We start from the raw sequence: 21,830 nt of genomic DNA on the forward strand, positions 1-21,830 counted from the left end.
CTGATGCGTGCCACGGCGGCGATCGTCGCCGAGGCGGACGGGCGCGGCGGCACCCGGCTCGCGGTGCTGCGCGGCGAGTCACCGCTGCTGGTACGGCGTACCGGCCCGCACGCCGTCCACCTCGTCGGCGGTGCGGCCGGACCGCTGCGCGTCGATGATCTGCGGCTGTCCGTCGAGGTCGGCCCGGGCGCACGGCTGTCGGTGCACAGCGTCGCCGCCCAGCTCGCCCTGCCCGGCCGGCCCGGGCTGCCACCGTCCCGGCTCGTGGTCACGGCCGCGGTGGCGGCCGGGGGAGCGCTGCGGTGGTCGCCCGAGCCGCTCATCGCCGCCGCGGGCTGCCACCATCTCGCGATCACCGACGTGACGGTCGCCGAGGGCGGCAGCCTGGTGTGGCGCGACGACCTGGTCTGCGGCCGGCACGCCGAGGAGCCCGGCGACGTGCGTGCGGACGTGACCATCCGGTACGCCGGGAGCACCTTCCACCGTCACGAGCTGGCAGTCGGCCCCGGCGCGCCCGGGTGGTCGGGTGCGGCGGTGCTGGGCGGCGGCGGGGCGGTCGGCACGCTGGTGCTGGTGGGACCGTCGCTGCCGCCCCCGGCCCCGCTCGCCGGCGACGCGATGCTGATGCCGCTGGCCGGCCCCGGGTTGCTGGCCACCGCGGTGGGCCGGGACATCCGGGACGTGCGGGCCGCCCTGGACCCGGTCGGTGGCTACGCGCCGGTGTAGAGGATGGCGTCGAGCTCGATGTCGAAGCCGACCAGCGGCACCGGCAGCGTCGTGCGTACCGGGAGATCGTCGCCCTTGACGTATTGGGCGTAGATCTCGTTCAGCTCGGCGAAGTCGGCGAAGTCGCGCAGGTAGACGCCGACGCGCACGGCCTGGTCGAGGCTCGCGCCGGCCGCCTCCGCCACCGCCGCGAGGTTGCGGAACGCGGCGTGGGCCTGCTCGGCGAAGCTGCCGGTCACCCACGTGCCGTCCGGCAGCGCGGGAACCGCGCCGGCCAGGTAGACGGTGTCGCCGGCGACGACCGCCTGGGAGTACGGGCCGCCGGCCGGGGCCGCCTTGTCGGTCGTGATCGCGCGCTTGGGCATCGCCAACTCCTACGGTCGTGGTCTCGGGAACTGCTCGGCCAAGCCTTCCGCGCCCACCAGCGGCACCGCCAGCAGGTTCCGGAGATCCTCGTCACGGCGGGCCAGGGCCGCCCGCTGCGCGTCGGTGAGCGGCACCCACGGCGCCGGCGGGGCCGGGAGGCGGGGTGGCAGGAGCCGGCCGCCGACGTACGTGGCCCGGTTTCTCAGCCGCAGCGGCGAGTGGCGCACCTGCCGGTGCGCGTCGACCACCTCGAACCGGCCCTCCTCGACCTTCCACACGGCGATGTCCGCCGGTGCGCCGACGCCGAGGGTGCCGCCGGTCAGCCCCAGGGCCCGCGCCGGGTGCACCGTCACCGCCGCGATCACCTCGTCGAGGGTCAGCCCCGCGGCGACGAGCTTCGCCATCGTCGTGGGCAGATCGAAGACCGGGCCGTGCACCGAGCGGGCGTGCAGATCCGTGGAGATCGTGTACGGCCGCAGACCCGTACCGATCTGCGCCTCGGCCACGTCGAACGCGAACCCGCCCGAGCCGTGCCCCACGTCGAACAGCACACCCCGCTCGTACGCCCGCCGCGCCGCCGCACCGAGCGGCTCCGCGAATCCGCTGGCACAGTGCGTCACGATGTCGCCCTGACGCATGATGGCGAGGATCTCGTCGAGGGCGGGTGGCGCCGTACCTATGTGGACCATGACCGGCACGCCGCAGGCCTCAGCGGCAGCGAGGCCGCGCCGCAGGGGTTCCACGCCGTTGGCGCCGACCGTCTCGTGGTCGATGCGGACCTTCACGCCGCGGATGAGATCGCGATGCGTGCGGATCGTCTCGACGGCCAGCTCGACGTCGCAGTTCGCCGGATCACGGCTCTCCCCGGTCCGCCCGGCGAGCCCCACGGCCGAGATGTTGAGCAGCGCGGGCACGCGTACGTCCACATCGGACATGACGCGGCGCAGCCCGGCGAGCGTGTACGCCCCGGCCGACCCCGCGTCGACCCACGTGGTGACGCCGGTGCGCCACGCGACCGGATCCGGCTCGATGCCCCAGTAGCCGGGCCCGACGTGGGTGTGCAGGTCGATGAGGCCGGGGGTGATCAGGCACCCGGACACGTCGTGCACCACGGCCCCGGTGAGTCCCGGGCCGACAGCCGCGATCCGGCCCTCGTGCACGGCGACGTCCGCGCGGCCGGTCCCGTGCACCTCGCCGCCGGCCAGGACCAGGTCATTGATCATGCGCGGCCGCCCATCCGTAGTAGCTTCCACACCATGCGTGACCGTGTTCCCGAGGTCAAGGGAGGACCCCCGGTGACCCTCGACATCCCCGACGAGCTGCTGGACTGGCGGGCCAAGGGCTTCTGGCTGCCCGAGGGCTCGGTGCCGGCCCGCGCCTTCGCCGCGGCCCGGCACTCGCTGTTCGACGGATCCTTCACCTGGCCGCTGCTGGTCGTCCGGGATTCGGCGGTACGCGCGAACATCGCGACGATGGCGGCGTACGCGCGGCGGCACGGCTTCTCGTTCGCCCCGCACGCCAAGACCTCCATGGCGCCCACTCTCCTGCAGGCGCAGCTCACGGCCGGCGCGTGGGCGATGACCGTGGCGACCGCCAACCAGGCGCTGGTGCTGCGGCGGCTGGGCGTGCCGCGGGTGCTGATCGCCAACGAGGTGCTCGACCCGGCGGCGCTGGGCTGGCTCTGCGCGCAGTCGGCGCAGGGCTGGCAGGTGTACGCGCAGACCGACTCGATCGCCGGCGTCGAGGCCGCGGCGGCCGCCGGTGGGCTGCCGCTGCTCGTCGAGCTCGGCCACGCGGGCGGGCGCACGGGCTGCCGCACCGTCGACGAGGTCGTGTCCGTGGCCCGGGCCGCCGCCGACGCGCCCGGCGTGACGCTCGCCGGGCTGACCGCGTACGAGGGCGGCCTGGCCACGGCCGACGAGGTCGACGCGTTCCTCGCGGCGCAGGTCGAGGCGGTCCACGCCATCGCGGACCTGCTGCCCGACGAGGTGATCGTCTCGGCCGGCGGCAGCGCGTGGTTCGACCGCGTCGTCAAGGCGCTCGAGGGCCAGTGGCTCGACGGCCACACCGTGCACGCGGTCCTTCGCAGCGGCGCCTCCGTCACCCACGACGACGGCTTCTACCGCGAGCGCACGCCCTTCAACCGCGAGCCGGGCGAGGGGTCGCTGACGGCGGCCCTCGAGATGTACGCGCAGGTCCTGTCCGTGCCGGAGCCGGGCCTCGCGATCGTCGGCATGGGCAAGCGCGACGCACCGTTCGACGAGGGCCTGCCGGTCACGGACGCCGGCGAGGTGGTCAAGATGAACGACCACCACACGTACGTGCGCGGCAGCGGGCCGGCCGTCGGCGACCTCGTACGGTTCGGGCTGTCCCACCCGTGCACGGCCTTCGACAAGTGGCGCTTCATCCCGGTCGCGGACGACGACGACGTGGTGGTGGACGTGCTCCACACGTACTTCTGACCACATGGGATCCTGGCGATCCCATGACTCACGCCGCATCCGACGAGTACGCCCGCTTCACCGCGTACGGTCACCAGCTCATCGCCGTGCACCACCGCCTGCTCGGCCACCTCGACGACCTGCGCGACGGGTCCGTCCCCGACCGGGAGCTGGCCGTCCACTGCCGGACCCTGTGCTCCGCCGTGACCCGCCACCACACCGGCGAGGATGAGACTGTCTTCCCCGTGCTGGCCGCGCGGCACCCGCAGCTGCGATCCTTCCTGGCCGAGCTGGACCGTGACCACCGGATCATCGCGGGCCTGCTCACCCGGCTCACCGCCCTGTCCGGCCGGCTCGGCGCGGCCCCGACGGAAGCCGGCCGCGACGAGCTGCGCATGGAGCTCGACGGGCTCGCGGCGGTGCTCGAGACGCACTTCATCGGCGAGGAGAAACGGCTGGTGGAGGTGCTGAACGCCGTGGACCCTTCCGTGGGATTGACCGGCCTGGACGAACCCGTACGCTGACCCGTGGTGGGGTTTTCCACCGCTCTGCGGGGCTTTGGGGAGTTCGCGTGGGTGCTGCTGACCGTCGTCATGTGCTTGTCGTCCGACAGCGGGAGCTGGCGTCCCGGCACGAGATTCTCGAGCGGGAGGACCCCGGCTCGGAGCGGTACGACGATCTGGAGCTGCGGGTCTTCGACGCCGCCGACGATCTCCTGCGTGAGCTCGACCGGGCCCGCGCCCGGGCGGCTTCGCGGCGGCGGGTCGTCGCGTACGTGCTGGCGGTTGCCGCGTTCGTCCCGGTGGTGCTGGTCGCCGCGGAGGTGGCGCCGAGCCTCTGGCTGGCCGCGGCGGCCGTGACCGGAGCCGCCGCCGGCGTGCTGTGGCTGACCGCTCGGCGCGTGCCCGCCCCGCCCGCGCCCGCCGCCGCGCGGGCCCGGCCGTTCGAGAGCGCGGCGCTCGCGTGAGCGGCGGGGTGGGGGTGCAGACCGATCTGGCCCGGGTTGCCGAGGCGCTGCGGGCCGACTTCGTGCGCAAGCTGGCGATGCTGCGGTCCCAGCTCGCCGACGACGTGGAGCGGGTGGCCCGGGCCGCGGAGGAGCGGGCCGAGGAGCTGCGGGTGCGTCTCGACGAGACCGACGCGCGGCTGAGCCGGGCCGGCGAGGCGCACGACGAGCTGCGGCGGGAGACCGACGGCGGGTTGCGGTCGGCGCGGCAGGCCATCGCCCGGCTCACCGGGGAGGTGCAGCTCATCGAGGGCCGGCTGCGGATGGAGCACGGGGTGCAGCCCGTGGACCTGGAGACGCTGCCGTCCGATCTGGAGGGTCTGGTCGCCGAGGTGCGGGAGGCGGAGGAGATCCGGTCCGGCATGCTCGGTGAGGCCACCCGGGCGGCTCATCGGGCGGCGCTGGACGCGTACACGGAGCTGGAACGTCTCATCGCGGAGAGCCGCGGCCGCGCTCTCGGCGCCAGCCGTGCCCTGGCTCGCGCCCGGGTGGGCCGGCGGTCCTTCCGGCGGGCGGCCGCCGCGTACCGGATCCATCGTGGACGATGGCGGGCGCGCGACGCGGAGCTGACCGCCCGCGCGGCCGAGGCGGCCGCGGCGTGGACGGCGCTCGACCTGGACGGGCGGCTGCAGGAGCAGTACAGCGCCCATCGCGGGGCGGGCGCGATGCTGGAGCTGGCCGCGCACCTGCGGGGCCGCGTCGACGCCGCGGTCGAGACGCACGCGCTGTTCCCGGCCTGGTTCACGATCACCGAGCTGGGGCACCGGCCGAGCGCGGCCCGCGGCGGGCAGTGGCGGGACGTGGCGACCCAGGTGCTGCTCTACCGGCTCACGTACGGCATCACCCACGGCGTGCTGGCGCTGGGCGATCCACCGGAGGGCGGCCGGCAGGCGGAGCGGTACCGCGCGGTACGGGCCGCGCTGGAACAGTTGGCGGAATGAGAGTCCTGTTCGAGTGGGGACCGGCCGGTGCGGACGCGGTCGGTGCCGGTGCATCGGTGGTCGCCGTCGTCGACGTGCTGTCGTTCACCACGACGCTGACCGTGGCCGCCGACCGGGGGATCGCCGTCCGGCCGTACCCGTGGCGGGACGGGACCGCGGAACCCTTCGCCCGCCGGCACGACGCGGTCCTCGCGGTGGGCCGCCGCGCCGCCGGTCCCGGCCAGATCAGCCTCTCGCCTTCGACTGTCGCGCGGAGCTCCGGTGTGCGGCGGCTCGTGCTGCCGTCGCCGAACGGCGCGACCATCTCCGCGCGGCTCGCCACCGGCGGCGCGACGGTCGTCGGGGTCTCGCTGCGCAACGCGCCCGCGGTCGCGTCGTGGGTGCGCGACCGGGTCGGCGACGGCGGGACGGTCGCGGTGGTGGCGGCGGGGGAACGCTGGCCGGACGGGTCGTTGCGCCCGGCGGTCGAGGACCTGTGGGGCGCGGGGTCGTTCCTCCACCATCTCGTACGCGGTACAGCCGCCGATCCGGCCCCGGAGGCGGGGGCGGCGCTGGCCGCGTACCGGATGGTGGCCGACGGCCTGGGCGCGGCCCTGCGCGACTGTGTCAGCGGCCGTGAGCTGCACGATCTGGGTTTCCCGCAGGACGTGGACACAGCCGCGGAGTTCGGTGCGAGCGTGGCGGTTCCGGTGCTCCGCGACGGATGGTACGTGGCGGATTGACCCATCGAGCCGCCAAGAGAAGCAAGATTCTTACGTGACTTCGCCATTGGCTGGTGGATAACGAGGCGAATGCCGGACCTTGTGGGGCATGGAACGGAAGATCTCGTGGTGGCCGCTGGTCACCATCTGCCTCGGCACCTTCATGCTGCTCGTGGACGTCACCATCGTGAACGTCGCCCTGCCGCAGATGGCGACCGACCTGCACACATCCTTCACCGGCCTGCAGTGGGTCGTGGACGGGTACGCCCTCTCGCTGGGCGTGCTGCTGCTCGGCGCGGGCGCGCTCGGCGACCGGCACGGCCACCGCCGCCTCTACGCCGCCGGGCTGCTCCTCTTCGCGCTCGCCTCGCTGGCGTGCGGCCTCGCATCCGGCACCGAGGTGCTCATCGCCGCCCGGGCGGTGCAGGGCGTCGGCGCGGCGGCCATGTTCACCACCACGTTCGCGCTGATCAACGCCGCGTACCAGGGGCGGGCGCGGGGCGTCGCGTACGGCGTCTGGGGCGGCGTCTCCGGTGCCGCCGCCGCGGTCGGGCCGATCCTCGGCGGCCTGCTCACCGAGGCGCTGAGCTGGCGCTGGATCTTCCTCGTCAACCTCCCGGTCAGCATCGCCGCCCTCGTGCTGTGCGCGAGCGTCCTGAGGCCCGGTGAGACCGCCCGCCGGGGCCGCTTCGACGTCGCCGGGACGCTCACGTTCACGGTCGCCGCCGGGGCGCTCACGCTCGCGGTCATCCGCGCCACCACCGAGGGCTGGTCGTCGGCGCAGACCTGGGGCCTGCTCGTGCTCAGCGGGTCCGGGTTCGCCGCGTTCGCTCTCGTGGAGCGCCGCAGTGCCGACCCGATGCTCGACCTGTCACTGCTGCGCAACCGGTCCTTCGCCGGGGTCATCGTGGCGGCGCTGCTGGTGAACTTCGCGGCGTTCGCGGCCTTCACCTACACGTCGATCTGGCTGCAGTCGCTGATCGGGTTGTCGCCGCTGCGGGCCGGGCTGACGGGCCTGCCGATGTCCGTCCTGTCCGTGGTCGTCTCCGGTGTCGCGGGCGCGAAGCTGCACGGCCGGTCGCCGCGGCTCGTCATCGGCGGCGGCATGCTGCTGATCGGCGCCGGCGCGGCCCTGTGCGCGCTGATGATCGACGCCGACGCGAGCTGGCCGGCGCTGATCGCCGGGTACGCGGTGACCGGCGCGGGCGTCGGCCTGGTCATGCCGGCCCTGGCGCAGTCCGCGGCGGCCGCGGTGCCCCGGGAGCGCGCCGGCATGGCCGCGGGTGCGGTCACCACGGCCCGCCAGCTCGGCTTCGCGATCGGCATCGCCGTGCTGGGTACGGTCTTCGCCTCCCGTGCCGAGAGTCACCTGAGCGACCAGGGGGTGCCCGACCCGGCCGCCGCCGCACACGGGCTCGCCGCGGGCCAGGCCGGGCGGATCCTGGCCGCCGTCCCCGGCGCCGCACGGTCCGCTGTGGACACCGCGCTGCACGGCGCCGCCGCGGCCGGGCTCGACGCGGGCTACCTCGTCGCGGCGGCGGTCGGCCTCGCGGGCGGTGTCGCGGTGCTCGCGCTCGTACGCGACACGCCCGCGCCGGCCGGCTCAGACGACCGGCCCGCGGAGCACGCCGCCGTCCACCAGTGACACGGCCTGCTTGACGCGGTCGTGGATCGGTACGGTCTCGCACGAGCGCACCTGCGGGATCGCCGCCACCTCGGTCGTCAGGTAGCGGTACAGCTCGGCGGCGTCCCGGCACAGCGCGTTCGCCACGATCGTGGCCGGGCCGGTGACCGCCGCGGCCCACGCCAGCCGGCGGTGGTCGGCCAGTTGTGCGCCGACCGCCGCCAGGTCCGCCGGGGCGACCGTGAACCACAGGTGGGCCATCGTGCGGAAGCCGAGCAGCGTCACGGCGGCGTCCAGGTCGAAGTAGAGCGCGCCGGAGGCGGTCAGGGCGGCCAGGCGCAGCGCCACCTTGCGCTGCGTCCAGCCGGTGGCGTCGGCCAGGGCCGCATAGCTGGCCCGGCCGTCGTGCGCGAGCGCGATCAGCAGCGGCCGGTCGGCGGCCTCGAGCCGGGCGTCCCCGCCGTCCGGTTCGCCGTCCGGGCGGGACAGCAGGTCGCGGCGCTGGTCCAGATCGAGCTGGCCGTCCGCCGCGACCCAGTCCGCCTCGCCGCGCCCGACGAACCGGTGCAGCACCTGGTGCGCGCTCACCGACAGCACGTTGGCCGCGCGCGGCAGGTGGTGCAGGAGGTCCTCGCGGACGCCCCGCCGGTCCTCGGAGATGCGCACCGAGCAGGTCAGTTGGGCGCCGCCGGCGTCGATCGTGACCCAGCCGGCGTCCGTACGCCGGGCCAGCGCGTCCGCCAGGCCCGCCGCGGTTCCGGGCCGGCAGCCGATGCGGACCAGCCACGACGTGACCCCCGGCGTACGGGACGGGTCCGCGGCTCCGAAGACGCGTACCACGCCCTGGGTGCGCATCCGCTGGTACCGCCGGGCCACGGTCTGCTCCGAGACGCCCAGCACCGCGGCCAGCCGGGCGAACGGTACCCGCGGCGACAGTTGCAGCCCGTGGAGGATCTGTCGATCGAGCTTGTCGATGACGACGGTTTCCGTCCCGGTGCGGGGGCTCATCCGCAGGATCCTAGCCCCCGTGTCCTCCGTGTGAGGTGATGTCCCTTTCGGGGGATGGGCGGCGCCGGGCCGGGCCCCTAGGGTCGATGCAGGCCCGCGTTCGCCGGGCGTGCGACCCGGCCGCCCGCGTTCGCCGGGCGTGCGACCCGACCCGTCGAGCGGAGTCGTCCATGCCCGTTTTCCGCGCACCCACCTCGCCCGCCGCCGGGACGCAGGATCCGGACGGCTACCCGGACGGACCCACCGAACGGCTCGGCCCCGCGTCGCCGCCGGCCGAACCGCCCGCGGTGCCCCGCCGGCTCGCCGTGACCGCCGTCGTCCTGGCCGGGCTGGCCCTCCTGGTCGCCGGCGCGGCCACCGTGCTGGCGTGGCGGGCACTGGGCCGGGCTCCCTCGCCGATGCCCGCGGCGGCGTCGTCGCCGGCCGGCGCGGCCTCGTACGCCGAGGAAAAGCTCAAGATCCGTGCCGGCTGCACCGGCATCACGTTCCTCGACCTCGACGAGCCTCGGGTCAACGCGCCCGGCCCGGTCAGCGACCTGCGCTACGACAGCAGCTGCGGCGGGGAGCGGCCCCGGCTGGCGCTGGCGCCCGGTGCGGTCGCGGCCGGCGACGGGGTCGATCCCCGTACCGACGCGGCGGGGTGCGCGAAGACGATCCGGACCAGCCCGCTCGGCGACGGGCAGCTCGTCTCCGTGGCGAAGGGCGTGGTCCTGTGCGTGCTGACCAGCGGCAGCCTGGTCCGCGTCGAGGTCGCGGAGGTGACCGGGGACGGTACGGCGACGCTGCGCGCGACCTCATGGCCCGCGGGGTGAGCCGCCGGGCCGCCGGCTGCGACCCCCGCCACCGTGGGCGGCCGGCCTCGGCCGGGCCTGATCCGGGCCGGTGGCGATGGCGCCCGGCCGCTCCTGACACAATGTCGGGTGCGCCCTGTGAACCCGTGTGAGGAGATCTTCCCGTGATCCGTACCCATGACGCCGGCAGCCTGCGGGCCGACCACGCCGGCCAGACGGTGACGCTCGCCGGGTGGGTGGCCCGCCGGCGCGACCACGGCGGCGTGATCTTCGTCGACCTGCGGGACGCGTCGGGCGTCGTGCAGGTCGTCTTCCGCGAAGAGGACGCGCACGCGCTGCGCAACGAGTTCTGCGTCAAGGTCACCGGCGAGGTGACCGCGCGGCCCGCCGGCAACGAGAACCCCGAGCTGGCCACCGGCGCGATCGAGGTCGTCGCCAGCGAGCTGGTCGTGCTCTCCGAGGCCGCGCCGCTGCCGCTGCCCGTCGACGACAACATCGAGGCCGGCGACGACCTGCGCCTGAAGTACCGCTACCTCGACCTGCGGCGCTCCGGCCCGGCGAAGGCGCTCAAGCTGCGCAGCCGCGCCAACCAGATCGCCCGTGAGGTGCTGCACGCCCGCGACTTCAACGAGATCGAGACGCCGACGTTGACGCGGTCGACGCCGGAGGGCGCCCGCGACTTCCTGGTTCCCGTACGCCTGCAGCCCGGCACCTGGTACGCGCTCCCGCAGTCCCCGCAGCTGTTCAAGCAGCTCCTGATGGTCGCGGGCATGGAGCGGTACTACCAGATCGCCCGCTGCTACCGCGACGAGGACTTCCGCGCCGACCGGCAGCCCGAGTTCACCCAGCTCGACATCGAGATGTCGTTCGTCACCCAGGACGACATCATCGAGCTCGGCGAGGAGCTCGTGAGCAAGCTGTGGGGTGAGCTCGCCGGCTACACGGTGCCCACCCCGATCCCGCGGATCACCTGGCACGACGCGATGAACCGGTACGGCTCCGACAAGCCCGACCTGCGTTACGGCGTCGAGCTGACCGAGCTCACCGACTACCTGCGCGGCACCGAGTTCCGCGTGTTCGCCGGCGCGATCGACGCGGGCGGCTACGTCGGCGCGGTCGTCATGCCGGGCGGCGCCTCGCAGACCCGCAAGGAGCTCGACGGCTGGCAGGACTGGGCCAAGGCCCGCGGCGCCCGCGGCCTGGCGTACGTGGTCCTCGACGCCGAGACCGGCGAGCCCCGCGGCCCGGTGGCGAAGAACCTGTCGGCCGCACACCTCGCGGGCCTCGCCGACGCGGTCGGCGCCAAGCCCGGCGACGCGGTCTTCTTCGCCGCGGCGACCGAGCGCCGGGAGGCCCAGGAGCTGCTCGGCGCGGCCCGCATCGAGATCGCCAAGCGCTCCGGCCTGATCGACGAGTCCGCGTGGGCGTTCTGCTGGGTCGTCGACGCGCCGATGTTCGAGAAGACGGACGAGGGCGGCTGGACGGCCGTGCACCACCCGTTCACCAGCCCCAACGCGGAGTGGATGGACAATTTCGAGTCCGCGCCGGACCAGGCCCTCGCGTACGCGTACGACATCGTCTGCAACGGCAACGAGATCGGCGGCGGCAGCGTCCGTATCCACCGCGCCGACGTGCAGAGCCGCGTCTTCGACCTGCTCGGCATCTCCCCCGAGGAGGCCCAGGACAAGTTCGGCTTCCTCCTCGAGGCCTTCAAGTACGGCCCGCCCCCGCACGCCGGCATCGCGATCGGCTGGGACCGCACCTGCATGTTGCTCTCGGGCAACGAGTCCATCCGCGAGGTCATCGCCTTCCCGAAGACCCGCGGCGGCTTCGACCCGCTGACCGGCGCCCCGACGCCGATCACGGCGGAGCAGCGCAAGGAGGCCGGCATCGACGCCAAGGCGAAGGCCGGCGCGGGCACACCGGGCACCGACGGCCAGGCCGTACCGGTGGAACGCTCCAACTGATGCGCGCGCTGGTCGTCGGCGCGAGCGGCCACCTCGGCGGAGAGCTGGCACGGCTCGCGTCGGCGGCCGGCCACGACGTGGTGGGCACGGCCACGACCACGGCGACCGGCTGGACCGCTGTGGACGTCACCGACCGCGCGGCGTTCCTCTCGCTGGCCGCCTCGGTCCGCCCGCACCTGATCGTCAACACCGCCTACCGTTCGGACAGCTGGGCGATCTGCGCGGACGGCGCCGCGAACGTGGCCCTCGGCGCGTCCACAGTGGGCGCCCGCCTGGTCCACGTGTCGTCGGACGCCGTGCACGCGGGGCGCCCGGAACCGTACGCCGACGACGACCCCCCGACCCCGATCTATCCGTATGGCGCGGCCAAGGCGGCGGGGGAGACCGCGGTCGCGGCGATCGACCCGGCGGCCGTCGTCGTCCGCACGTCCCTGATCGTGGGCGACGACCGCAGCAAACAGGTCCGCCTGGCCCTGGCCCTGGCCACCGGCCGCCGCTCGGGCGCGCTGTTCACCGACGAGATCCGCTGCCCGATCGATGCCACGGACCTGGCCGCGGCGATTCTCGAACTGGCGGCCTCGGACCACGCGGGGACGATCAATGTGGCCGGCCCCGAGGCGCTGACCCGTGCTGACCTCGGCCGGCTGGTGGCGCGCTCCCACGGCCTCGACCCCGCTTCGGTTCCGGCGTGCACGACCGCTGAGGGCGGACTGGGCCATCGGCCGGGTTGCATCCGCCTCGACTCGGCCCGGGCCGCGGGCCTGCTCAGGACGCCGCTGCGCCCGGTGGCGGAGGCGCTCGGACCGCGGAGCCGTCATGATGAGGTCATGCTGGCTGAACCCACCATCGTGGAGCGCTCCGAGCAGGTGTACGTCGGTCGGCGCGAGTCGATCACCATGACCGAGTTCGCCCGGGTGGCCGATCATCTGCCCGGGATGTTCGGGTGGCTGGGGGAGCGGGGCGTCGCGCCGGCCGGGGCGCCGTTCTTCCGGTACCGGGTGATCGACATGTCGGCGGAGCTGGTGGTCGAGGCGGGCATTCCGCTGAGTGCGCCGATCGAGGTGGTCGAGCCGGTGTTCGTCGACGTGCTGCCCGCCGGGCGGTACGCGACCGTGACGCACGTCGGGCACCCGGACGAGCTGATGGGGGTCACCGCGAGCCTGCTGGACTGGGCTCAGCGGCGCGGGCTGGAGTGGGACCGTACGCCGACGCCCGAGGGTGAGGTGTGGGGCGCCCGGCTGGAGGTGCTGCGGACCGATCCGGCCGTGGAGCCCGACATGCACAAGTGGGAGACCACGCTGCTGTTCAAGCTGGCCGGCTGACGATCAGCCGCATGGCCGGGTCGGGCGTACGGCGGAACCCCAGCGACGCGTAGAGCGGTTCGCCGTCCCGCGAGGCGCGCAGGTCGACGGCGCGGATGCCGCGGCGGGCGTACCAGTCGATGAGTGCGGTCATGCAGGCGCGGGAGTAGCCGCGGCGGCGGTACGACGGTTCCGTCGCGACGCTGTAGACGTACCCCCGGAGCCCGGTCGGGTCGGACGGGTTCGGGAGGCGCTGATCCACCGCGCCCACGACGCAGGCCGCGAGACCGGGTGCGTCGGGGCGGTCGACGACGAACGCGGCGAGGTTGCCGTCCGGGTCGGCGAGCTGCCGTTGCAGGAGCGCGCGGCCGACGTCCAGCCACTCGCCGGCGGGGCTGGGGGTGTCGCGCATCGAGTCGAGCATGACCTTGCGCAGCCGCATCAGCTCGGTGGAGTCCGCCGGTCCCGCCTGCCTCGTCTCGATCATGACCACATCCTTGCACAGAAGGCTTGCACAATTTCTGTGCATAGGTATTGTGCTCGTTATGGAACAGCGTGAGGTCCACCTCGATGCCAAGCAGATCCGCGTGCTCGCTCACCCGCTGCGGTTCCGGCTGCTGGGCCGGCTGCGCCTGGACGGGCCGGCCACCGCGACCCGGCTGGCGCAGGCACTGGACACCAACACCGGGGCGACGAGCTATCACCTGCGGCAGCTCGCCGACGCGGGTCTCGTCGTCGAGGAGGAGCGGCCCGGCGGCGGCCGGGAACGGTGGTGGCGCTCCGCGCACGAGGTCTCGAGCTGGCAGCGCGACAACTACACCGGCGACGCCGACGCGACCGCCGCGTCCGACTGGCTCGAGAGCCGCGCGCTGGAGACGATGGTCGAGCGCGCCGAGGCCTGGCAGCGTGCCCGTGACGACGAGTCCCCCGAGTGGCGTCAGGCCGCCAACTTCGCCGACCACTGGCTGGACCTGTCCCCGGACCAGATGAACGACTTGCAGGCCGAGCTCGCCGCGGTCGTCGAGCGCTACCGCGAGGCCGGTCCGGCACCGGGCGCGCGGCAGGTCGTCTTCTTCATGTACGGCATGCCGAGGGTCGACAAGTGACCGCCGACCAGGCGCGCCGCCGCTTCCTCGTGCTGATCGCCCTGCGCTGGCTGCCGGTGGGCCTGATGATCCCGGTGATCGTCCTGCTCCCGCTGGAACGCGGGCTGACCCTGGCCCAGTACGGGTCGGCCGCGGCCCTGCAGGGCATCACCGTGCTGCTTCTCGAGCTGCCGACCGGCGGCCTGTCCGACGCGTTGGGTCGCCGGCCCGTGCTGCTCCTGGCCGGCGCCGTCGACATCGCCGCGCTCATGCTGCTCACAGTGGCCGACTCGGTCGCGCTCTTCGTCGTCTTCTACGTCCTGCAGGGCGTCTACCGTGCGCTCGACAGCGGACCCCTCGAAGCCTGGTACGTCGACCACGCGCTGGCCGCGGACGACCGGGCGGACATCGAGACCGGGCTGAGCCGCAGCGGCGCGGTGCTCGGCGTCGCCATCGCGGCCGGCGCCCTCATCACCGGCGGCCTGGTCGCCCTCGGCCCGATCGGCCCGGTCACCGCGCTGAGCCTGCCCGTGTACGTCGCCCTGGCGCTGCAGATCGTCTCCATGGTCGCGGTGGCGATGCTGATGACCGAGGAGCGCCCGGGCCGGGGCCTCGCCGCGCTGGCCGCCTCCGTCCGCGGGGTCCCGGCGGCCGTCGGGGGAGCGCTGCGGCTGCTGCGCCGCTCCCGCGTCATCGTGGCGCTGGTCGCGGTGGAGGTCTTCTGGGGCTTCGGCATGATCACTTTCGAGAGCCTGACCCCCGTACGCCTGGCCGACGTGCTGGGCGACCCCACCGAGGCGTCGGCGCTGATGGGCCCGGTCGGCTCGGCGGCCTGGCTCGCCTCCGCCGCCGGGGCCGCGCTGGTCCCGTTGCTCGCCCGCCGGATCGGCGCGCCCTGGACCGGCTTCACCCTGCGGATCCTGCAGGGGCTGACCGTCGTCGGCATGGCCGTGTTCGCGGGTCCGGTGGGCGTCGTCGCGGCGTTCCTGATCTGCTACACCGTCCACGGCGCCGCGTCCCCGGTCCACAACGGACTGCTGCACCGGCAGGTCGACGGCCCGTACCGGGCGAGCCTGCTCTCGCTGAACTCGATGGTCGGTCAGCCCGCCGGCGCGCTCGGCCTGGTCGTCCTGACGGCGGTCGCCGCGCACGTGAGCCTCGTGGCGGCACTGCTGCTGGGTGCCGCGGTGCTGGCGGCCGCCGCGCCGCTGTACCTGGTCGGGCGGCGGGCCACGCCGGAAACCGTGGCGGCCGGGCCGCAGGAGGTCGTACCCGCGCCGTGATGGGGTTTGCGCGCGACCAGCACCCGGGTATGAGCGGGCCAAGTGCTCTCACCCCCCACATGGAGGACCCCATGCTCGCGATCGCCGCGGCCGTCGTCTTCGGTATCTACCTGCTTCTCGACCTGTTCGACGTGAAGACGACCGATCTGTTCAACTTCCCCACCTTCGCCTCGCTGGGCCTGCTGCTGCTCTCGCTCTACCTCGCCGGCGTCGGCAGTGGCCCGCGCTCCGGCTCGGGCAGTGGCCGCCGCTTCTACGGCCGGCGCCCCGGCCGCGGCTGACGAACCGCGTACCATCCCGGCCCGCCCGCAAACGGTGCATTTCCGGCACCGGAGGGCGGGCCGGTACTGTCGGTGCCGATGGATTTCGACGGACTCTTCCCCCTGGACAGGCCCGGCGGCGTCCGCACCGCGTCGCCGGCCGGTGCGGAGTCCGGCCTCACCCGTCCGACGGCCGACTCGCCGCTGCCGGTGCGCATGCGCCCGGCCGGCATCGACGAGCTCGTCGGCCAGCGCCACCTGCTCGCCCCCGGCGCCCCGCTGCGTCAGCTCGTCACCGGCACCACCCCGATGTCGGTCATCCTGTGGGGCCCGCCCGGCACCGGCAAGACCACGATCGCGCACCTCGTCGCCGCGGCCACCGACCGCACGTTCGTGGCCATGTCCGCCCTGACCGCCGGGGTCAAGGACGTCCGCGCCGTCATCGACACCGCCCGCCGCGAACGCCGCGCCGGCGGGCCGCCCACGGTGCTGTTCATCGACGAGGTGCACCGCTTCAGCAAGACGCAGCAGGACTCGCTGCTGGCCGCCGTCGAGGACCGTACGGTCACGCTGCTCGCGGCCACCACGGAGAACCCGTACTTCTCGGTCATCTCCCCGCTGCTCTCCCGCTGCGTGCTGCTCACGCTGCAGGCGCTCGACGAGGACGACGTACGCCGCCTCATCCGCCGCGCGGTCACCGACGAGCGCGGCCTGGGCGGCGCGGTCACGCTCTCCACGGAAGCCGAAGATCATCTCGTACGTCTGGCAGGCGGCGACGTCCGCAAGGCGCTGACGGCGCTCGAGGCGGCGGCCGCGTCCGCGACGGCCCAGGGCGCCACCGGGATCGACCTCGCCACGGCGGAGAAGGCGGTCGACGTCGCCGCCGTGCGCTACGACCGTGACGGCGACGCCCACTACGACGTGACCAGCGCGTTCATCAAGAGCATGCGCGGCTCGGACCCGGACGCGGCCCTGCACTGGCTGGCCCGCATGCTCGTGGCCGGCGAGGACCCCCGCTTCATCGCCCGCCGTATCGTCATCTTCGCCAGCGAGGACGTCGGCATGGCGGACCCGCAGGCCCTGCTCGTGGCGACCGCCGCGGCCCAGGCCGTGCAGTCGGTCGGCCTGCCGGAGGCCCAGCTCAACCTGGCACAGGCCGTGGTGCACCTGGCCACGGCCCCCAAGTCCAACACCGTCACGACCGCCATCTCCGCCGCGATCGCCGACGTCCGCGCAGGCCGCGGCGGTCCGGTCCCGCCCCACCTGCGCGACGCCCACTACCCGGGCTCCCGCGGCCTCGGGCACGGCAAGGGCTACCGCTATCCACACGACGACCCCAGGGGAGTTGTGAGGCAGCAGTACGTGCCGGATGATCTGATCGGCGCGGACTACTACACCCCGACCGACCACGGTGCCGAACGCGCGGTGGCGGAGCGTTTGCCCCGGCTCCGCAAAATCGTCCGGGGCGGTGCGGCCGCCTCCGTCGCGGATGCTTCCGGCGCCTCGAGCGCTTCCGGGGGCCCGGGTGCCTCGGGTGCCTCGGGTGCTGCGGGTGCTTCCGTGGCCTCGGGTGCCTCGGGTGCCTACCGGGCCTCGGGCGTTGCGGCGTCGCCTGGCGCCGGGTCGGCCGGACCGCCGGACGATCCTCGCGCCGCCGCGGGGGCGACGGGTTCGGCCGGGACTTCCTCCGAAGTCCCGGAGCGTGACGACAGCGGCACAGCCGCCGGAGAGGACCAGCCGTGAGCAGGCGCGGTGCCGAGCCTGACGACTACGACGACCAGCGCGCCGAACAAACCGGCCGCGGTCGCCGCCTGTTCGGACGCGGCCGCCCCGAACCGGTCGAGCCGCAGGAGATCTCCGGCGAGGAGACCGGCTGGCTCGACGACCTGCGTACGGCCAAGGAGCAGGGCGGCGCGATCGGCCCCGGCACGGCACCCGGCGAGGGCCGCACCAGCAAGAGCGGCCGCACCGCCCCCGGCCCGGACGACCCGGCCGCCAACGACCCGTTCCCGGCCCTGCCGACCTCGGCACCGCCCGCCTCCCGGCCGTCCTCCGGCGTACCCATGCCGGCACCCCGCTCACCCGCCGGGCCCCCGTCGCCGCGAGGCACCCGGGGCGCGGCCGCGCCAGGTTCGCCTGCCGGTCCCCGAGGCGGCGCCGCGCCTGGGCCCGCCGCCGGTCCTCGAGGTGGGGCTGCGCCGGGGCCTGCCGCCGGCCCTCGAGGCGGCGCCGCGCCGGGCCCTGCCGCCGGTCCTCGAGGTGACGCCGCGCCGGGGCCGGCTGGCGGTCCGCGGAGCGCGGCGGGCGCTGCCATGCCCGGTTCGCCGGCTGAGCCACCGTTCGCGGCCGGCCCGCGGGGCGCCGCTGTGCCGGGGTCGGCCGGCCGGCCCGGCATGCCCCCGCCGCAGGGCCCGCGCGGAGCCGCCCCGCCTCCCGCGCAGGGCGGCCCTCGAGGCGCCGCCACGCCACCCGGGCAGGACCCCCGAGGCACCGCACCGCGCCCCGGCCGCCGTGCCGCGCCCGACACCGATGGACCGGCACCCGGCCAGGGCCGCCGGCAGATCGACCCGCAACGAGCCGGCGGCGTGCCGCCCGGTTCCTTCCCGCCACCCGGCTCCCCGGCGACCCCCGGCTATTCCACCGGCGGGTTCCCGGCTGCCCGGCCGGCCTCCGGCGTCCCGGCCTCGGGCAACGCCCCGGAGGTCCCGGTCGCCCGGCCGACCTCACCGGCACCACCCGCCGGCCGCCACGAGACACCGCCCGCCGGCCGCCGCGGCATGCCGCCGCAGGGCCCGCTACCGGGCCGCCCGGTCTCACCCACCGGGCGCGGCTCCCGCCACCTCGACGACGCCCCCCGCCAGCCCGGACACGCCGCCCCGCCGCCCACCGGCACCGGCACCGGCCCGATCCCGTCCGGCCGCACCGGTCAGGTGCCGCCCGGTGGAACGGGCCCGATCCCGTCGGGTCGTGCCGGTCAGGTGCCGCCCGGTGGAACGGGCCCGATCCCGTCGGGTCGTGCCGGTCGGTCCGGTCCTGTGCCGCGCGGTGGCCATGCCGCGCCGGACCAGGTGGGTGGCCACGCGGCTCCCGACCAGGTCGGCGGCTTCACGACCGGCGGACGCCGCGGCCCCGGCCCGGCGCCGTCCGGTCCCGCGGGCCGGCACGAGAGCCCGGCCGCGCCCGCGGGCCGGCACGAGAGTCCCGGCGCCCCGGCGGGCCGGCACGACGGCCCGGGCAGCCCCGCAGGGCGGCACGAGGGCCCCGGTGGCCCCGGACCGGTGGGCCGGCATGAGACCGGCGGCGGTGCCGCGCGCCCGGTGAGCGGCGCCAGCCGTCCCGTCTCCGCCATCCCCGGTGCGGACGGGCCGTCGTTCGGTTCGCGCAACACCGGTGCCGCCGGCCGGGCCCGCCCCGACGGTCACCCCGGCGAGCAGAGCGGCCGGCACGGACGCCCGGACGCCCAGGAGGAGCCGGGTACGGGCTTCGGCCGCCACACCGGCCCGCTGCCGTCCGGCCGCACCGGCCCCACGCCGGACCGCCGCGGGCAGGGACCCGGCGGCACCGGCCCCATCACGCCACCGGCGCGCGCGTCGGCGGCGGTCGTCCCGCCCGTCGTCCCCGGCCGTGAGGGCGTACGCAGCCCCGCCGTCCCCGGCCGCGCCGGCGCCATGGCCGGCAGCACGTCCGGAGTGATCGGCACGACCGGCCAGATCGCGCAGGCCGGCGCCCGTACGCCCGGAGCACCCCCGCGAGGCACGGGACGGGTCGCCCGCCCCGGCCAGCCGCCCCAGAACCAGCCCGGCGCCCGCCCCACCCCTGACCAGCCCGGCCGTCCAGGGCCCGACCAGCCCGGCCGTCCCGGCGCGGCGCAGCCCGGCCACCCCGGTTCTGAGCAGCCCGGCCGTCCCGGCGCGGCGCAGCCCGGCCATCCCGGTTCTGAGCAGCCCGGCCGTCCCGGCGCGCCGCAAACCGGTCGTCCGGCGCCCGAGCAGCCCGGTCGTACCGGTGCGGTGCCGCCCGGCCGTGCCGTTCCCGGCCAGCCGCCCCAGAACCAGCCGGGTGGCCGCCCGGCTCCGGGTCGCGCCACCCCCGGCGGTCCCGTACCGGGTCAGCAGACCGGTCAGCGACCCGGCCCGCAGACCGGTCGAGCGGTGGCGGGCCGAGCCGTCCCCGGACAACCCGCCGGCCCCGGCATGCCCGGCGGCGTGGCCGGCCCTGGTATGCCCGCCGGAATGGCCGGTCCCGGCATGCCCACCGACGTGGCGGGACCGGGTGCTCCCGGCCGCGCCCCCGTGACGCCCACCGGCCCGGACGGCACCGGCCCGTTGCCGGGCACCGCCTCCCGACGCGGCGGCGCGGGCAGTGCCGGTCCGGTCTCGGGTGTTCCCGGCCGGCGCGGCGGCGCAGGTAGTGCCGGTCCGGTCTCGGGTGTTCCCGGCCGGCGCGGCGGCGCAGGTAGTGCCGGTCCGGTCTCGGGTGTTCCCGGCCGGCGCGGCGGCGCGGGCAGTGCCGGCCCGGTCTCCGGCGTTCCCGCCCGGCAAGGCGGCCCTGGCGCCCCCGGCCCGGTCTCCGGCGTTCCCGGCCGGGTCTCCGGCGCTTCCGGGCCCGTCTCCGGCGCCCCCGGCCGCCGCGGAATCGCGGGCAGCGCGGGCCCCGTGTCCGGTGCCCCCGCCGACGCCCCGCCCGGCCGCCCGGCCGCCGAACCCACCGGCCGCCGCGGCACCGCCGACGCGCCAGGCGGCCGGGGAACCGCCGAGGTGCCCGGTCGCGGGACGGCTGACGTGCCCGGTCGCGGGACGGCTGACGTGCCCGGTCGCGGAACCGCCGACGTGCCCGGTCGCCGTGGTGCCGCGGAGGTCCCCGGCCGCGGACCCGGTGAGGTCTCCGGCAGCCGGGCCGCCGCGAAGGTCCCCGGCGGCCGAGCCGTCGCCAAGGCCGTACCCGTCGGGCCGCCCGCCGCCCCCGGCGCGCCCGGAGCCGACGTCCCCGCGGGCCGGGCCGTCGCAGCGGTCAGCGCCGGACGGATGACAGACGACGCTCCCGCCGTACGGTCGGCCACGGCCGGCGATGAGCAGGAGAGCGGCGGGCCGCTCGGCGGTCTGCGCGGGGCGCGGACGGAGATCCGCCGGCAGATGCGGGCCAAGCGCCGCCTGCGGGTGCTCACCCTGGTCTCGCTGAGCGTGCTGGTCCTGGGCCTGCTGCCGGTGTTCTTCGGGGTCTGGTCGGCCACCCGTGACCCCGTGTTCACCTCGCTGGACGCCCTCGACGTGCCGGCCTGGGCCGACAAGCAGGCCGAGGACCGCAGCAGTGGCAGCCGGTGGTGCTTCCTGGACTGCACGTTCCGGGAGCGGGTCGCCCAGTCCGAGCGGCCGTTCGAGGAGACCAACCGGGCGTACGCGGCCGCGCTGACGTCCGCCGGCTGGAAGGCACGCGGCGGGGAGTGCACCGATCAGCCCACCACCGAGGGTAAATACAGCTGCTGGACGCGGGACGAGTTCACTCTGGACCTGTGGGTACGCCTGCCCGAGTGCGCGGTGGACGCCGTCGCGGCGCAGGATCCGGACACTGTGCCGTCCGTCGGGCCCGACGGGGTGGTGGAGACGCCCGACCCGAAGAAGTGCACCGGGTCGACCGTCAGCATCAAGGTGCAGAACGCGGTCACGGACGAGCGCGGCAAGCCCGAGCCCGCCGTGGATCCCTCGCTGGTCGGCGTGACGCCCGACCCCGTGCTGACCAACGACCCCCTGCTGGAGCCCAGCCCGTCCGCGAGCTGAGAGCGTCGTGACGCGGTCCGCGGTGACGGACGGTAGGGTCTGCACGTTGTCACGCAAAGCGGCCGTCGGTAGAGGAGACGCGTGTAATGAACGCCGGAGAAATCGCAGGCCTGATCGCGGCGGGCGCGTTCCTGATGCTCGTGCTGGTGCTCGCCGTGCCGATCCTGAAGTTGCGGCACACCGTGGACGCCGCGACCCGGGCGATCAACGACCTGACCGACCGCACCGGCCCGCTGCTGGGCAACGTCACCGAGACGGTGGACAGCGTGAACACGGCGCTCGGCCAGGTGCAGGTCTCTTTGGACGGTGTGAACGTCCAGCTCGCGAAGATCGACACGATGACCGAGCACGCCCAGAACGTCACCGCCAACGTGGCGAACCTGGTCACCGTGGTGTCGGCCGCCGCCGCCAACCCGCTGGTCAAGGTCGCGTCCTTCGGGTACGGCGTGCGCAAGGCCGCCGCCGCCCGCCGGCACGCCGAGGAGGAGCGTGAGGTCCGCTCCTCCCTGAAGCAGCGCCGCCGGGCCGCGCGCGCCTCCCGTTGACGTCCGGCCCG

The 21,830-nt window shown here is 75.4% G+C and carries 21 protein-coding genes; 16 read left to right on the plus strand and 5 right to left on the minus strand.

Annotation, left to right across the window (positions count from 1 at the left end):
• Positions 1–3: 3 nt before the first annotated feature.
• Complete coding sequence (locus tag COUCH_RS13215) at positions 4–726, plus strand: urease accessory protein UreD (RefSeq protein ID WP_249612372.1); 723 nt, start codon at positions 4–6, stop codon at positions 724–726.
• On the opposite strand, the gene COUCH_RS13220 is transcribed toward COUCH_RS13215, so the two are convergent.
• Both COUCH_RS13220 and COUCH_RS13225 read right to left on the minus strand, forming a co-directional pair.
• Complete coding sequence (locus COUCH_RS13220) at positions 711–1,091, minus strand: RidA family protein (RefSeq protein WP_249612374.1); 381 nt, start codon at positions 1,089–1,091, stop codon at positions 711–713. The genes COUCH_RS13215 and COUCH_RS13220 overlap by 16 nt on opposite strands.
• A 9-nt stretch (positions 1,092–1,100) precedes the next feature.
• A complete protein-coding gene (locus tag COUCH_RS13225) occupies positions 1,101–2,315 on the minus strand; it encodes an amidohydrolase/deacetylase family metallohydrolase (RefSeq protein ID WP_249612376.1) in 1,215 nt (404 codons plus the stop codon).
• A gap of 33 nt (positions 2,316–2,348) precedes the next feature.
• On the opposite strand from COUCH_RS13225, the gene COUCH_RS13230 reads away from it, so the two are divergent.
• The 6 genes from COUCH_RS13230 (at position 2,349) to COUCH_RS13255 (ending at position 7,826) form a co-directional block, all read left to right on the plus strand.
• Positions 2,349–3,554: an alanine racemase gene (locus COUCH_RS13230; RefSeq protein WP_249612377.1), complete on the plus strand. Its 1,206-nt coding sequence runs from the start codon at positions 2,349–2,351 to the stop codon at positions 3,552–3,554.
• Between the two features lie 23 nt (positions 3,555–3,577).
• Positions 3,578–4,057 carry a hemerythrin domain-containing protein gene (locus COUCH_RS13235; protein WP_249612378.1) on the plus strand — a complete coding sequence of 160 codons (480 nt, stop codon included), beginning with the start codon at positions 3,578–3,580 and terminating at the stop codon, positions 4,055–4,057.
• Between the two features lie 71 nt (positions 4,058–4,128).
• The gene (locus COUCH_RS13240) at positions 4,129–4,500 is read left to right on the plus strand and encodes a hypothetical protein (protein WP_249612379.1); all 372 of its coding nucleotides are present in this window, start codon (positions 4,129–4,131) and stop codon (positions 4,498–4,500) included.
• A 14-nt stretch (positions 4,501–4,514) separates the two neighbouring features.
• Complete coding sequence (locus tag COUCH_RS13245) at positions 4,515–5,480, plus strand: hypothetical protein (protein WP_249612380.1); 966 nt, start codon at positions 4,515–4,517, stop codon at positions 5,478–5,480.
• Complete coding sequence (locus COUCH_RS13250) at positions 5,477–6,202, plus strand: 2-phosphosulfolactate phosphatase (RefSeq protein WP_249612381.1); 726 nt, start codon at positions 5,477–5,479, stop codon at positions 6,200–6,202. The genes COUCH_RS13245 and COUCH_RS13250 overlap by 4 nt, the downstream gene beginning before the upstream one ends.
• An 88-nt stretch (positions 6,203–6,290) precedes the next feature.
• A complete protein-coding gene (locus COUCH_RS13255) occupies positions 6,291–7,826 on the plus strand; it encodes an MFS transporter (RefSeq protein WP_249612382.1) in 1,536 nt (511 codons plus the stop codon).
• On the opposite strand, the gene COUCH_RS13260 is transcribed toward COUCH_RS13255, so the two are convergent.
• Positions 7,785–8,813, minus strand: a complete 1,029-nt coding sequence (locus tag COUCH_RS13260; RefSeq protein ID WP_249612383.1) for an Lrp/AsnC family transcriptional regulator — start codon at positions 8,811–8,813, stop codon at positions 7,785–7,787. The genes COUCH_RS13255 and COUCH_RS13260 overlap by 42 nt on opposite strands.
• Before the next feature lie 170 nt (positions 8,814–8,983).
• Between COUCH_RS13260 and COUCH_RS13265 the strand changes: the two genes are divergently transcribed.
• The 3 genes from COUCH_RS13265 (at position 8,984) to COUCH_RS39020 (ending at position 12,893) form a co-directional block, all read left to right on the plus strand.
• Positions 8,984–9,625 carry a hypothetical protein gene (locus COUCH_RS13265; RefSeq protein WP_249612384.1) on the plus strand — a complete coding sequence of 214 codons (642 nt, stop codon included), beginning with the start codon at positions 8,984–8,986 and terminating at the stop codon, positions 9,623–9,625.
• 143 nt (positions 9,626–9,768) lie between these two features.
• Positions 9,769–11,571, plus strand: a complete 1,803-nt coding sequence (aspS, locus tag COUCH_RS13270) for an aspartate--tRNA ligase (RefSeq protein WP_249612385.1) — start codon at positions 9,769–9,771, stop codon at positions 11,569–11,571.
• A complete protein-coding gene (locus COUCH_RS39020) occupies positions 11,571–12,893 on the plus strand; it encodes a sugar nucleotide-binding protein (RefSeq protein ID WP_346015982.1) in 1,323 nt (440 codons plus the stop codon). Before aspS ends, COUCH_RS39020 begins: the two co-directional genes overlap by 1 nt.
• Here COUCH_RS39020 and COUCH_RS13285 read toward each other — a convergent pair.
• The gene (locus tag COUCH_RS13285; protein WP_249612386.1) at positions 12,877–13,359 is read right to left on the minus strand and encodes a GNAT family N-acetyltransferase; all 483 of its coding nucleotides are present in this window, start codon (positions 13,357–13,359) and stop codon (positions 12,877–12,879) included. The genes COUCH_RS39020 and COUCH_RS13285 overlap by 17 nt on opposite strands.
• A gap of 58 nt (positions 13,360–13,417) precedes the next feature.
• Between COUCH_RS13285 and COUCH_RS13290 the strand changes: the two genes are divergently transcribed.
• The 4 genes from COUCH_RS13290 (at position 13,418) to COUCH_RS13305 (ending at position 17,243) form a co-directional block, all read left to right on the plus strand.
• A complete protein-coding gene (locus COUCH_RS13290) occupies positions 13,418–13,978 on the plus strand; it encodes a helix-turn-helix domain-containing protein (protein WP_249612387.1) in 561 nt (186 codons plus the stop codon).
• Positions 13,975–15,240: an MFS transporter gene (locus COUCH_RS13295; RefSeq protein ID WP_249612388.1), complete on the plus strand. Its 1,266-nt coding sequence runs from the start codon at positions 13,975–13,977 to the stop codon at positions 15,238–15,240. The genes COUCH_RS13290 and COUCH_RS13295 overlap by 4 nt, the downstream gene beginning before the upstream one ends.
• Positions 15,241–15,311: 71 nt before the next feature.
• A complete protein-coding gene (locus tag COUCH_RS13300; protein WP_199513532.1) occupies positions 15,312–15,521 on the plus strand; it encodes a hypothetical protein in 210 nt (69 codons plus the stop codon).
• Positions 15,522–15,599: 78 nt separating this feature from the next.
• A complete protein-coding gene (locus tag COUCH_RS13305; protein WP_249612389.1) occupies positions 15,600–17,243 on the plus strand; it encodes a replication-associated recombination protein A in 1,644 nt (547 codons plus the stop codon).
• Between the two features lie 1,070 nt (positions 17,244–18,313).
• On the opposite strand, the gene COUCH_RS13310 is transcribed toward COUCH_RS13305, so the two are convergent.
• Positions 18,314–19,678, minus strand: coding sequence for a hypothetical protein (locus tag COUCH_RS13310; protein ID WP_249612390.1), 1,365 nt, complete (start codon positions 19,676–19,678; stop codon positions 18,314–18,316).
• Between the two features lie 651 nt (positions 19,679–20,329).
• On the opposite strand from COUCH_RS13310, the gene COUCH_RS13315 reads away from it, so the two are divergent.
• Entirely contained in the window at positions 20,330–21,274 is a 945-nt protein-coding gene (locus COUCH_RS13315) for a hypothetical protein (RefSeq protein ID WP_249612391.1), read from the plus strand.
• 86 nt (positions 21,275–21,360) lie between these two features.
• Positions 21,361–21,819 carry a DUF948 domain-containing protein gene (locus tag COUCH_RS13320; RefSeq protein ID WP_249612392.1) on the plus strand — a complete coding sequence of 153 codons (459 nt, stop codon included), beginning with the start codon at positions 21,361–21,363 and terminating at the stop codon, positions 21,817–21,819.
• Positions 21,820–21,830: the final 11 nt, after the last annotated feature.

Source organism: Couchioplanes caeruleus (assembly GCF_023499255.1).
Taxonomy (GTDB): domain Bacteria; phylum Actinomycetota; class Actinomycetes; order Mycobacteriales; family Micromonosporaceae; genus Actinoplanes; species Actinoplanes caeruleus_A.

What these genes read in the sequence shown, in the direction of transcription:
- COUCH_RS13215 (WP_249612372.1), top strand. Translation starts at nt 4, where the DNA reads ATGCGTGCCACGGCGGCGATCGTCGCCGAGGCGGACGGGCGCGGCGGC.
- COUCH_RS13220 (WP_249612374.1), bottom strand. Translation starts at nt 1,091, where the DNA reads ATGCCCAAGCGCGCGATCACGACCGACAAGGCGGCCCCGGCCGGCGGC.
- COUCH_RS13225 (WP_249612376.1), bottom strand. Translation starts at nt 2,315, where the DNA reads ATGATCAATGACCTGGTCCTGGCCGGCGGCGAGGTGCACGGGACCGGC.
- COUCH_RS13230 (WP_249612377.1), top strand. Translation starts at nt 2,349, where the DNA reads ATGCGTGACCGTGTTCCCGAGGTCAAGGGAGGACCCCCGGTGACCCTC.
- COUCH_RS13235 (WP_249612378.1), top strand. Translation starts at nt 3,578, where the DNA reads ATGACTCACGCCGCATCCGACGAGTACGCCCGCTTCACCGCGTACGGT.
- COUCH_RS13250 (WP_249612381.1), top strand. Translation starts at nt 5,477, where the DNA reads ATGAGAGTCCTGTTCGAGTGGGGACCGGCCGGTGCGGACGCGGTCGGT.
- COUCH_RS13255 (WP_249612382.1), top strand. Translation starts at nt 6,291, where the DNA reads ATGGAACGGAAGATCTCGTGGTGGCCGCTGGTCACCATCTGCCTCGGC.
- COUCH_RS13260 (WP_249612383.1), bottom strand. Translation starts at nt 8,813, where the DNA reads ATGAGCCCCCGCACCGGGACGGAAACCGTCGTCATCGACAAGCTCGAT.
- COUCH_RS13265 (WP_249612384.1), top strand. Translation starts at nt 8,984, where the DNA reads ATGCCCGTTTTCCGCGCACCCACCTCGCCCGCCGCCGGGACGCAGGAT.
- COUCH_RS39020 (WP_346015982.1), top strand. Translation starts at nt 11,571, where the DNA reads ATGCGCGCGCTGGTCGTCGGCGCGAGCGGCCACCTCGGCGGAGAGCTG.
- COUCH_RS13285 (WP_249612386.1), bottom strand. Translation starts at nt 13,359, where the DNA reads ATGATCGAGACGAGGCAGGCGGGACCGGCGGACTCCACCGAGCTGATG.
- COUCH_RS13290 (WP_249612387.1), top strand. Translation starts at nt 13,418, where the DNA reads ATGGAACAGCGTGAGGTCCACCTCGATGCCAAGCAGATCCGCGTGCTC.
- COUCH_RS13300 (WP_199513532.1), top strand. Translation starts at nt 15,312, where the DNA reads ATGCTCGCGATCGCCGCGGCCGTCGTCTTCGGTATCTACCTGCTTCTC.
- COUCH_RS13305 (WP_249612389.1), top strand. Translation starts at nt 15,600, where the DNA reads ATGGATTTCGACGGACTCTTCCCCCTGGACAGGCCCGGCGGCGTCCGC.
- COUCH_RS13320 (WP_249612392.1), top strand. Translation starts at nt 21,361, where the DNA reads ATGAACGCCGGAGAAATCGCAGGCCTGATCGCGGCGGGCGCGTTCCTG.